The sequence below is a fragment of the Oleiphilus sp. HI0123 genome, from assembly GCF_001635315.1.
Genome location: NZ_LWGE01001711.1, coordinates 1 through 10,464 on the forward strand (window position 1 = coordinate 1; position 10,464 = coordinate 10,464).

The window sequence follows — 10,464 nt, forward strand, 5'->3', positions numbered from 1 at the left end:
GCAAGTGGCATCACCCCGAATAAACAATTCACGACTGACTTCCCGGCTCCAGCCACCATCAAACAAGCGATGTTTCAGGGTAACCTTTTCCATGCGAAAGAAGCCTTCAAAGCAGGACTCACGGCCAATTAGCTGATAATCTTCTTTGCCATATTGAAGCTTGATCGTCGACATTATTTCTCCTTTCAGCTCGAACTGAGGCTAGCGTTTTTCGAACTAAATATACTGTTTTTGCGATTTATTGAGGGACATACAAACATCTACATGCTGCACAAGACAGGTATTTGCGCCAAGGAAGTCTAGAGTTCTTCATATAGATTGTCCATAATGAAACCATCGAGCCAAAGCTTATTTTCAGCCTTAGGTTCCTATACCGTACGCCCGATCAAAGAGGACACTATGAAGCACACATCAAAGCTGCTTATTTCAACCTTTCTTTCTTGCATGACGCTGCCATTTATTGCGTCGGCACAAAGTACCGACCTTTTAAGCCTATATAAGAAAGCCGAGAACTATGACGCAGAGATCTTTGCTGCTCAGTCAGCTTATTTGGCCGAACAAGAAGGCCAAAAAATTGAATTTGCAGGTCTACTACCCACTGTCAATGCAAGAGCAAGCTTAAGCCATACAAACTCAAATGGCTTAAGCTCAAGCGACAATAGCTACAAGCAAAAAAACTATTACTTAAGTTTATCTCAGCCACTATTGAACTTACCTACCTGGCACTCAGTAAGCGCTAGTGAACAAAGAACCCTGCTAGCTCAAGTCGATTACCTTACTGCTCAGCAAAATTTAATCCTTAATGTCGCAACAGCCTATTTCAAAGTACTAAGAGAGCAAGAAAACCTGCGCTCTGACCACTCTCAGGAAGCAGCTGTAAAGCGCCAATATGAACAAGCCAAAGAGCAGTTTGATGTTGGCTTAATCGCGATTACCGATGTTCACGAAGCTAAAGCATCCTATGATGCATCGCAAACTGCACGAATTAGATCTGAGGGCAACCTGACCATCGCCCTGGAAAACCTTTCGCGAATTACGGGTGAGTATACAAACGAGCTACATGGCCTTAATCCTGACTTCCCTATTGCCATGGATACAAGCATTTCTGCAGAAAAATGGCTTGAGTCCGCACAAAACCACAATCTAGGTATCAAGATTGCTCACTACGCTTATAAGGCAAGCGAAGCACTTCTAAAGTCAAAGAAAGCAGCTCATTTACCTACCGTCAGTCTGGATGCCAATTATAGCAATTCTGCCTTCACCAATTACTATGCAGCTGGCAACGATGATAGTGAGAGTAGCGAACTAGCCATTACACTTAACATGCCACTGTATTCTGGTGGCGCAACACAGGCGGGTGTTCGCCAAGCTCGCCATCAGGTCGCCGAGGCAAAACACAATCTGACCTTAGCGCAACGTCAGGCGAAAATAGAAACACGTACCGAGTTTATTAGTCTGAAAACCAACATTCAGACAGTTGAGTCACTTCAACAAAATATCGTTTCTCGTGAAAGTGCTTTAGAAGCAACGCGTGAAGGTTACAAGGTAGGTACTCGAAATATTGTTGAAGTACTTGATGCCGAGCGTAACTATTTCACTGCACTTCGTGACTACGCGAATGCTCGCTTCGATTTTGTAGAAAGTAGCCTACGCATAAAACGCGCAGCGGGAACCTTAAGTGTTAAAGACATTGAAGCTCTGAACGCCTGGCTATCGCCCGGCCAGTAAGCTCTAGCTTTCTTCAAGCAAGGGCTGCAGGTGGTCAACAACACGTTTCACCGCTCCCTTGCTAGCCTCAACTTTCTGCAATGCATTTTGCCCCATTTCCTGAGCCCGTTCCGGGTTTGAAAATAGCATTCCGAGCGACTCGAGCAACGCGAGTTCATCTGCCACAATTTCCATACCCTTGGCTTCGACCAGTTGATGACAAATAGCTTCAAAATTAAAGTAATGGGGGCCAATTAAAATCGGCAACCCCAAAGCGCCTGGCTCAATCGGGTTATGGCCACCAATTTCGGTAAATGAACCGCCTATTACCGCAACCTGAGCTGTCGCATAAAAATCCATCAACTCCCCCATGGTATCCACCACAAATACTTCTGCATCGCTGGGAATTTTTTCAAATTCGCTTCTTCGTGCGGTGTTAAAGCCTTGCTTATTTGATTGCTGAAAAGCACTTTCGAAGCGCTCAGGGTGCCTAGGCACTAATACCAGCAAGGCATCGGGAAAGCGCTGCCTCAAACGTTCATGCACTTTTAAAACCAGCTCGTCTTCGCCTTCATGCGTACTCGCCGCGACCCAAATCTTAGGCTTAGCGGGTAAATTTGCGCTCAGGTGAGCGGCTTTTTTAACATGACTATCTTCCACGTTCGTATCAAACTTTACGCTACCCGTTACAAAAATCTTTTCCTTTGCGATATCTAGTGATTCAAATCGTGAAGCATCATTTTCGTACTGGCATAGCACGAGTGACAGATCATTCAACATCCAACCAATAGCGGGTTTCAAGCGTCGGTAGCCTTTTGCTGAGCGCTCTGACAAACGCGCATTAGCGATGACAACCGGGCAGTTTCTTCGCATCACCTGGTGAATCATATTTGGCCAGAGTTCGGTTTCCATAATGATCAGACATTCAGGTTTTACCCGGCGCAAAAACGCCTTCACCATAAAGGGAATATCGTAAGGTGCATAGACATGAAACACATCACTGCCAAAGCGCTTTCTAATTTGCTCGGAGCTGGTTGGCGTCATACTAGTGATAACGATATCTCGGTTTGGAAAACGCCTTTGAATCTCTCGAATAATTGGCTCCGCTGCTAGCACTTCGCCTACGGACACAGCATGCACCCAAATACTTCTATTCAGCTTTGGCGCATTAAAAAAACCAAAACGCTCCATTTTTCTGGCCTTATATTCTGGCGCCTTAAATCCTCGCCATAAAAGCTTCAGATAAACAAATGGCATACAGAGTGCGAAAAGAATTGTGTAAACTAAGCGGAACATAAGCGCCTTTCGAAAAATTCAAAAGACGCAGTATAGACGATTAGCAGCGCTTCTCACATCACTTGATGAGAGAGCGCTTCCGAGGAAAACGATATCTATGTCAAGCCAATCTAACACGAGAGCTACCCGACCTTTGATGGTTTGGGTCTGTCATGATGGGCGGGCCGGACACATCAGTCAGCTAAAAGGTCTAACTAAAGCGCTTGCCCGCCAGACTAATATCGAAGAGCTCTGGCTAGACAGCCAAACACTGCAAGTCGGCTTTCGAGGATTGTTACTTCCCACAAAACAGGATAACAGCCCGGACATCATCATTGGCGCAGGGCACGGCACTCACAAAAGCCTGCTCATGCTCGCCCGGACCCACCGCGCCAAAAGCTTTGTCATTATGAAACCCAGCCTACCGCTGCCGCTATTTGATGGCGTCATTTGCCCCGAACATGACGGGCTAGCCAATAGTGAACGGGTCATGACAACGCAAGGGCCTATCACAAAGATTTCACCCCCACCAAACACGAAACGAACACAACACCTTATGATGATCGGCGGCCCTTCTAAGCACTTCGTATGGGACGAGTCGAATTTGATTAAGCAAATCCAAGAAATTTGCGACACCCGCCGGGAAGTTTTATGGCACTTGAGCGACTCGCCACGAACACCGCTAAGCTTTATCGACAAGATTTCAAGTTTCGAAATAGCAAACCTAAGCTGTCACCGGTATCAAGATGGCAGTTTTGGCCCAGTAGATGAAGCACTTCAGTCCAGCGCTTTTACTTGGGTAACACCTGACAGCATGTCAATGCTCTACGAGTCCTTAACGTCAGGCTCGCCCACCGCACTATTAGAGCTGCCAATGGTATCGAAATCAGAAAAGAAGCGAATTTGCATGCATATCAACAGACTCACCTCTAGCGGCAAACTTATCGACTTCGGTCAATGGCAAAGCAATAAGAAAGCACAGTTTTATCCTGACTTACCAGCAAGCCTTGACGAGGCTTCGGCAGCTGCCACCTGGCTTTTGAAACGATACCAACAACTTTCTCTTACTGCGCAAACCACAGGGCAAGCATGAGACAAAAAACGATATTACAAGTTTTGCCAAGCCTGGTTTCTGGCGGTGTCGAAACAGGCACTTTAGACCTCGCTCAAGAACTGGTTGAGCAAGGCTACCGTTCATTGGTTGTTTCTTCTGGCGGCCCTATGGTTAAGGCGCTTGAACAACAAGGGTCGAAGCATATCGAGCTCCCCGTTCACAGCAAGAACCCCATACTTATGTGGTGGAACAGTAGAAAGCTAGCAAAGCTGATAGAAACGCAGAAGATTGACCTAATCCATGCTCGCTCTCGCGCTCCAGCCTGGAGCGCCTTATGGGCATCAAAACAAAGCAACATTCCCTTTGTCACCACCTTTCATGGTGTCTACGGTCACCAGAATGCTCTCAAGCGCTGGTATAACAGCGCCATGCTTAGAAGCCAGCATGTGATCGCTGTTTCTAAGTTTGTACAACAGCATATAGAAGAGGTCTACCCCACCTTCAACACTAAGACCAAGCTGATTTTTCGCGGCATCGACCTGGATAGGTTTGAGCTGGAAGAAGCTCAGCTCGCTGCGAAACAGCTCAAGACAGCATGGTCAGTCCCTGAGGGGAAAAACATTATCATGCTGCCTGGAAGGCTAACTCGAATTAAAGGCCATCAAGTACTAATAGAAGCACTGGCTAAATTGCCCCATCGTAACTTTTACTGCTTGTTCGTTGGCGACGAGCCTGGAAAAGATGCATATAAACAAGAACTGGAAGCCTTGATCGCTGAAAAAGGTTTGCAAGCTCACGTCAAGTTAACCGGAAACTTCGACAACATGCCAGCAGCCTATGCGCTGGCTGATCTGGTAATTTCAGCCTCCGTCAAGCCGGAATCCTTCGGTCGTACTGCCTGCGAAGCTCAAGTGATGCAACGCATGGTAGTTGCTACAAACCACGGAGGTAGTCAGGAGACAATCTCCCCTCCCTATAAAAGCCTGATGTGTAAACCTCGCGACTCCAGTTCTATGGCGGCGGCTATTGAACGAGCCCTGGCATACAGTAAAGACGAACGCACAAGGCAAGGCATTGAAGCGGCAGCCTTCGTCAAAGAAAACTTCTCTCTTTCACAAATGTGCCGAGACACCATCGCCCTGTATGAATTAGAATTGTCTTAGCTAGAACGCCACCCAAACGATTCAAGGAACTTGAAATCATGCCGAATATAGAGTCCTCTCAAAACGGCCAGCATTATTGGCTCTATGATAGTGAATGTTTTTCGGACATATCCAGCGAGCTCTTTGAATCAGGCTATTGGAAAAAGCTCAATGCCGTTAATGGACAAGAGTCTGGACGTGGAACAACCTGGTTTATCCAACACAAGTCTCATTCACTGGTGTTAAGACATTATCTGCGCGGCGGCATGATGAGTAAAATCAGCAACGACCACTACCTTTTTAAAGGCTGGCAAAAGAGTCGTTCTGTCAGTGAGTTCAATATCTTGAGTTTACTCAATCAACAAAACTTGCCGGTTCCCAAGCCTGCTGCCGCACAGGTAGTCAAAAGAGGCCTATATTATCAGGCAGACTTACTGACACACCGCATTCCTAATGCACAAGACTTACTGCAAGTACTCAAACAAGTACAAAGCAAAGACTTCTATTTCACATTAGGCGCTTTAATCGCAAGATTCCACAAAGCGGGTGTTTATCATGCTGACCTGAACATTCAAAACATTTTGCAAGATGAAGAGGGCTTATTTTGGCTCATCGACTTTGATCGCGCCAAAATGTTAAAGCCAAAGCATGCCTGGAAAAGCAGTAATCTGAAGCGCTTAAAACGCAGCTTTGAAAAGGAAGTAACAAGGCATGGGATAAAGTGGACTCACAATGACTGGAATTATTTGATTGAAGGCTATTCTCAATAGCAGCGTTAAACCAATCTATGGGTTAAGCTTACTATAAGCCTTACGCCCGTCTATCGTCATCCCTTTAAAGCGTTTGTACTCCCATTGGTATTGTTCGGGATGACTTTCGATACATGCTTCAACTGAGCGATTCAATGCCGCGACGGATGTAGCGATATCGTCACTATATATCTCAGGATCAGCTGGTTTGAACACCATATCAAAACCATCCCCTTTGGGACGGCGAATCGCACACAAGCTCACGACTTCACAGCCAGTGCGGCCAATCAAGCGAGATACAAGCTTTACCGTATTAGCCTCTATTCCCATAAAAGGAGCATTAACACCGCCCGTTCCGCCTGGCACCTGGTCTGGCAGAATACCAACCATCCCCTGATCCGAGAGGATAGAAAACAAACGAATAACGCCCCGCCTATTGGTTGGCACTAACTCAGAACCATGACGACCTCGCACCGAAGACATATATTCTTCCAAGGCTTTTATTTTAGGCGGTTTGTATAGAGCAGCCATCGGTCGAAGCGTTGATAAATACAAACCAACTAGCTCCCAATTTCCATGATGAGGCGCCAATACAATCGCTCCTTTACCCTTTTCAAATATCGCGTCAAGGTGCTCTTTACCTTCAACCGAGCGAATTAAATTCAAAGTCTTTTCAGTGGGCCATTCCCACATCACTCCAAATTCGGCAAATAACATACCGGTTTCAAGTAGACTGCGCCGTGTTAGCTCTCTCTGGTCGCTTTCTGATAGCTCGGGATAACAATGCGAGATATTTTCTTTGGTGACACGTGTGGTCTCGGAGTCGCCCATCCATAGAATCCGACCAATAAAACGACCGAGAGCCTGGGCTTTGCTTAAACCAAGGCTCGCTAAGAATTTAAGGATATAGACTACTAATTTGGCTCTAAAAGCTTCCATTATTCACTACTTGATAATTAATCACGGTGCTAATTTTAGAGCATTAAGCCAGGAAAATCTTGCTTAAATATCACTAGGCCACGAAGACTTTTTGCCAAATCTCCGTTACCTTGCTGCATGTTTCAGCATAATCAGCGATCGTTGTTTTATCCGCCTCATCAGCCAAGCTATTTCGATGCAAACCAGAACGCAGCTCCCGATAGGATGCACTCAGTACGGATAAATCAATGCCTTCAAAACAATCCAGCTTCTCTAAAACCTCTAATATGCGAATATTATCGGTCCAGTCCATCAAGCTAGAATCTTGGTGCGCGAAGTTCAACACGCCAAACTGGGTGATAAATTCGATATCCACCAGACCACCATCACCTTGCTTGATACTTCCCGCTTTGGCGGCAGCCTTCATTTTTTCGCGCATAGCTTTAACTTCTGCCCTAAGCTCAGCTTCATCTCTGGGTGCTGCCAGTATGTCTCGTCGAACCAGATTAAAATTTTCGATAAGCTTTGGGTCACCCGCAATACCACGCGCCCTAACTAAAGCTTGATGTTCCCATGTCCAAGCATCATTTTGCTGATACTTTTTGAACGCAGCTAGCGACGACACCAACATTCCAGAATTGCCCGAGGGACGCAAACGCATGTCTGACTCATACAGCATTCCTTGCGTTGTCTGAGCTGACAGAATATGAATTATTCTCTGCCCTAGACGCATATAAAATACCTGATTATCAATCGACTTTGGCCCCGATGTCACGCCATAGTCATCAGCGTCATAGAGAAAGACCATATCCAGGTCAGAGCTATAACCTAACTCCAAGCCACCTAGCTTCCCGTAACCAATTGCGGCAAAACCTTCGCCAGCAATCCCTTTCTCGTCACTGCTTAAACCACTTGGCACACCGTGTTTAACGACTAGATTATGCCATGCGATGGCTAAAGACTCTTCCAGAAGGACTTCGGCCAACCATGTTAAGTAATCACTTACTTTCATTAAAGGCAAGTGTCCACCTAACTCCGATGCAGCCACACGCAACATATGAGATTGTTTGAAAGTTCGTAGGCAGTTCATTTGAGTTTCCAGATCATCCTCTGGAATTCTCAACATTTGCTGCCTTAGCTCATCTTGTAATTGCTCTCGATTCGGTGGATGGAATAGACTTCGGGCATCCAGCAACTCATCAAGAATAACCGGACTTTTAGCAATATGTTCAGACACCCACGGGCTTTCTGAACATAAGCGGCACAACTGCTTAAGCGCTCCTGTATTCTCATACAATAGAACAAAGTAAACTGAGCGACCCAGTATCGAACTAACAAGCCCCAGCATGCGCGCCAATGTAAGCGACGGCTTATTGGTTTCAGCAGCTTCATCCAGCAATAGGGGCAGAAAAGTCTCAAAACGCTGCCGTGCTTCTGGTGACATCAAGGTAAACAAGCGATGCTCTCGTAACTGTTCCAAATCACTAACACTCTGTGCAGGCGACTCATAACCTGCCTCTTGGAACATTGGCTGCAAAAGCTGTGAACGCTCTTCAGCCAGCCAAGCTGCCAACCAAGCCCTTCCTGCTTCCTCCTGATCACCATCTTCTTCAGGGTCATGCAGAAAATCGGCAAAGCATTGACTCACCGCTGAACGATGCTCATTCAGCTCTGCCTCTAAACTTGGCCAGTCTGAATAGCTCATCGACCAAGCAATACGCTGACGGCTCTCTTCTGATTCTGGAATTAACTGGGTTTGTTGGTCTGCCAAGCCTTGTATCGCATGCTCCAAATTACGCAATAGTCGATAGGCAAGTAATAAAGTATCGACCCATTCCGAGGGTAAATATTCATTTTCTTGCAATGTACGATAAACGCTTACCAAGCCCTGCTGCTGGAGGCGTTCGTCTCGGCCACCATGAATCAATTGGCAGGCCTGGGCAATAAATTCGATCTCTCGAATGCCGCCATCACCCAGCTTAATATTTTGCTCTCCACCTTTGCGGTGCATTTCAGCCATAATCATACGCTTCATATCGCGCAAGGCTTGCACAGAGGTAAAATCAGCATACTTGCGGTAAACAAAAGGGCTAATAATATCCATTAAGGCCGCGCTGGCTTCAGGGTTTGCGTCGGCATTAACGATACGCGCCTTGATCATGGCATAACGTTCCCACTCCCGTCCCTGGTTGTGATAGTAGTCTTCAAAGGAAGCGAAGTTCATCGCCAATGCGCCACTATCACCATAAGGCCGCAAGCGCATATCGACACGGAATACGAAACCCTCAGAGGTCATGGCATCCAAAGCATTGATGAGCCTTTGCCCCAGGCGCGTGAAGAAGAGCTGGTTTTCAATTGGCTTTTTGGCGTGATCGGTCTCACCAGATTCAGGATAGGCAAAAATCAGGTCGATATCGGAAGATACATTTAATTCATAAGCGCCATGTTTGCCCATCGCCAACACCAGCATGTGCTGAGGGATAGGTGCACCGCCCTCTTTTGCTCTAGAAAAAGGGGTGCCATAACGCTCGCAAAGCTGTTTGTATAAGACATCCAAAGCAACTTCAACCGCTGCATCGGCCAAAGCACTTACGTCCGAAAGTGTTTCTTCCAGCTCTACCAAGCTTAAGAGATCGCGCCACATAAGCCGCGTCATTTCATAGCGACGAAATACTCGCAGAACTGACATCAATTCAGCTTCATCATTGACTGCTTTACAGCGTGAACTTAAATCGCGCTTATATTGCCCTTCCAACTTTGAAGTAAACAGTGCTGAATCGCTGCCCGACCACTCATGCAACCATTCAGGGTACTTTAAACTGGACTCTCTAACATAGTCGCTGCGCGACCATACATCCAAAATGCTCTGAATAAAGTCTTTTGACCAAGGGCATTCGAGCGTTTCCCAGCGAATATCTTCCAAACATGCTTCGCCAACATAATAAGCACTCAACTCTTGCCAGGCGTTACGTAGACTTGCTTGAATAAACCCCGGAAACTGATTAATTACATTCTCAACTTGGGTACCGATTGCGATGTTAGCACTGCTCATATAGATAGCTCTCAATTTTCGATATTGTTATCTGAGAAAAGTAACGCAGCGAGCATGTCAGCTCAATGCGCTTGATCAAGTATGTCTGAAATACTTAGCTCGCTGCCAATAAAGAATAGCCTCTCTCGGCTTTACTCGTGTCAGACGCTTTCAAGTGAATAGCTTGCCCCAATACGGCTGCCAAACTTTTTAGCGCTTCAACCTCACCCGACATTAGCTCTAGCTCAATTTCTTTGATTGGCAGACACTTACCTTTTGACAACACCTCGCCCTGGTCAAAAGCTAATTCAATTTCGCTACCCTGCCATTCAATTAATACCTGATGCCTAACAAAGTTCGTCTCAAACACCGCATTTAAACTTTCCAAATTCATTCCTTCCGGCCAAACATCCAAGCCCTCTAGAAGTGAAATATCTAGCTTGTTATCCGCCAATTCCCATTCCCATTCACCACGTTCACTTAGACCGCTTACCGACTTCCCCTTGGTCTTCAAGGTTTGAATAAAAGCATCGCCTTTTTTCCGAACCCGCAAAGCCATTCGATGCTGGTTCAATATCTTATCAGGCG

Annotated in this window: 8 protein-coding genes; 4 read left to right on the forward strand and 4 right to left on the reverse strand. The window is 46.2% G+C overall.

Going from position 1 to position 10,464, the window contains the following annotated elements; translation table 11 throughout:
• Positions 1 to 399 precede the first annotated feature (399 nt).
• Positions 400 to 1,728 carry a TolC family outer membrane protein gene (locus tag A3761_RS23140; RefSeq protein WP_068508171.1) on the forward strand — a complete coding sequence of 443 codons (1,329 nt, stop codon included), beginning with the start codon at positions 400 to 402 and terminating at the stop codon, positions 1,726 to 1,728.
• 3 nt (positions 1,729 to 1,731) lie between these two features.
• On the opposite strand, the gene waaA is transcribed toward A3761_RS23140, so the two are convergent.
• Entirely contained in the window at positions 1,732 to 3,003 is a 1,272-nt protein-coding gene (gene waaA / locus A3761_RS23145; protein WP_068508161.1) for a lipid IV(A) 3-deoxy-D-manno-octulosonic acid transferase, read from the reverse strand.
• Between the two features lie 97 nt (positions 3,004 to 3,100).
• Between waaA and A3761_RS23150 the strand changes: the two genes are divergently transcribed.
• The 3 genes from A3761_RS23150 to A3761_RS23160 are packed head-to-tail and all read left to right on the forward strand — an operon-like array spanning position 3,101 to position 5,948.
• On the forward strand, positions 3,101 to 4,075 hold the full coding sequence (locus tag A3761_RS23150; protein WP_068554042.1) for an ELM1/GtrOC1 family putative glycosyltransferase: 975 nt from the start codon (positions 3,101 to 3,103) through the stop codon (positions 4,073 to 4,075).
• On the forward strand, positions 4,072 to 5,199 hold the full coding sequence (locus tag A3761_RS23155; protein WP_068510249.1) for a glycosyltransferase family 4 protein: 1,128 nt from the start codon (positions 4,072 to 4,074) through the stop codon (positions 5,197 to 5,199). The genes A3761_RS23150 and A3761_RS23155 overlap by 4 nt, the downstream gene beginning before the upstream one ends.
• A 38-nt stretch (positions 5,200 to 5,237) precedes the next feature.
• A complete protein-coding gene (locus tag A3761_RS23160) occupies positions 5,238 to 5,948 on the forward strand; it encodes a 3-deoxy-D-manno-octulosonic acid kinase (RefSeq protein WP_068510247.1) in 711 nt (236 codons plus the stop codon).
• 15 nt (positions 5,949 to 5,963) lie between these two features.
• Here A3761_RS23160 and A3761_RS23165 read toward each other — a convergent pair whose 3' ends face one another.
• The 3 genes from A3761_RS23165 to A3761_RS23175 all read right to left on the reverse strand — a co-directional run.
• Positions 5,964 to 6,866, reverse strand: a complete 903-nt coding sequence (locus A3761_RS23165) for a lysophospholipid acyltransferase family protein (RefSeq protein ID WP_068510241.1) — start codon at positions 6,864 to 6,866, stop codon at positions 5,964 to 5,966.
• Positions 6,867 to 6,939: 73 nt separating this feature from the next.
• Positions 6,940 to 9,897 (reverse strand): bifunctional [glutamate--ammonia ligase]-adenylyl-L-tyrosine phosphorylase/[glutamate--ammonia-ligase] adenylyltransferase, encoded by a 2,958-nt coding sequence (gene glnE, locus A3761_RS23170; protein WP_082865324.1) that lies wholly within the window; start codon positions 9,895 to 9,897, stop codon positions 6,940 to 6,942.
• Positions 9,898 to 9,991: 94 nt separating this feature from the next.
• Positions 9,992 to 10,464 (reverse strand): CYTH domain-containing protein (locus A3761_RS23175; RefSeq protein WP_156492058.1); only part of this gene is annotated, 473 nt, incomplete at its 5' end.